This window comes from Agromyces sp. P1_H4 (genome assembly GCF_056405255.1).
The window spans coordinates 1-1,226 of sequence record NZ_JBFUCL010000553.1 but is presented as its reverse complement, the minus strand read 5'-3'; the positions used below and the strand labels follow the sequence as shown (position 1 = coordinate 1,226).

Here is a 1,226-nt window from a genome sequence, read left to right as displayed (position 1 = left end):
GTGCCCGAGTCCGAGCTCGCGGCCCTCGTGGGCGGGCTCGCCGATGCCGGGGTCTGGCAGCCGGGGCAGTTCGTGCTGCACACGGCCGCCCGGTTCGGCACGGGAGTGCTCGACCCGGCCCGACGGGCCGGGTCGATCCCGCTCGCCGCGCATCCCGCCATGTCGTTCACGGGCACGAGCATCGACCTCGCCCGCCTGCCGGGCACCTGGTTCGCCGTCACCGCGCCCGCGCCCGTGCTGCCGATCGCCCAAGCGCTCGTCGTCGAGATGGGCGGCGAGCCGTTCGTGGTCGCCGAAGACGACCGCGCGGCCTACGCGGAGGCGATCGACACCGCGGTGTCGTTCTCCACGGCGATCGTCGACCAGGCGAGCGGCCTCCTCGACGGCATCGGCGTCGGTCGCCCCGGCGCGGTCCTCGCGCAGCTCGTGCGCAGCTCCGTGGAGAACGCGCTCGCCAGGCACGACGCCGGACCGCTCGTCGACGGGGCGGGTACGATCGACGAGGTCGACACGGATCGGCCGCTGGGAGGTGGCGAGTGACCGAGGTCGCCGCGGGCACGCGCACGGTGCCGACCATCGCGGAGCTCAGGGCCCTGCTCGACGAGCGACGCGCCGCCGGGGCATCCGTCGCCCTCGTGCCCACGATGGGCGCACTGCACGACGGCCATCTCGCCCTGGTGCGCCGCGCACGGGAGCTCGCCGACGTGGTCGTGGTGTCGATCTTCGTGAACCCGCTGCAGTTCGGCCCCGGTGAAGACCTCGACCGCTATCCGCGCACGCTCGACGCGGATGTCGCGGCGCTCGCCGGGCTCGGCGTCGACATGGTGTTCGCACCGTCGGTCGACGAGATGTACCCGCGCGGCCGTGACGCCGGCACGACGGTGCAGGCCGGACCGATCGGCGAGCGCTACGAGGGCGCGTCGCGCCCCGGGCACTTCAACGGGATGCTCACCGTCGTGGCGAAGCTGTTCGGCATCGCGCAGCCCGACGTGGCGCTCTTCGGGCAGAAGGACGCCCAGCAGGTGCACCTCGTCTCACGCATGGTCGCCGACCTCGACCTGCCGCTGCGCATCGAGACGGTGCCCACGGTGCGCGAGCCCGACGGCCTGGCGCTCTCCAGCCGCAACCGCTTCCTCGGCGAGGCCGAGCGACGCGCCGCGCTCGTGCTCGCCGAGTCGCTGCGGGCCGCCGAGGCCGCAGCCGGCGAGGGCCCATCAGAGCTCCTC

Annotated in this window: 2 protein-coding genes; both read left to right on the top strand. The window is 74.2% G+C overall.

The window, feature by feature from the left end; translation table 11 throughout:
- Nucleotides 1-540: DUF2520 domain-containing protein (locus tag AC1DY2_RS19900; protein WP_476763985.1), on the top strand; the 540-nt coding region annotated here is incomplete at its 5' end.
- Nucleotides 537-1,226, top strand: a 690-nt coding sequence (panC, locus tag AC1DY2_RS19895) for a pantoate--beta-alanine ligase (protein WP_476763984.1), incomplete at its 3' end; no start/stop codon positions are given. The genes AC1DY2_RS19900 and panC, both read left to right, overlap by 4 nt.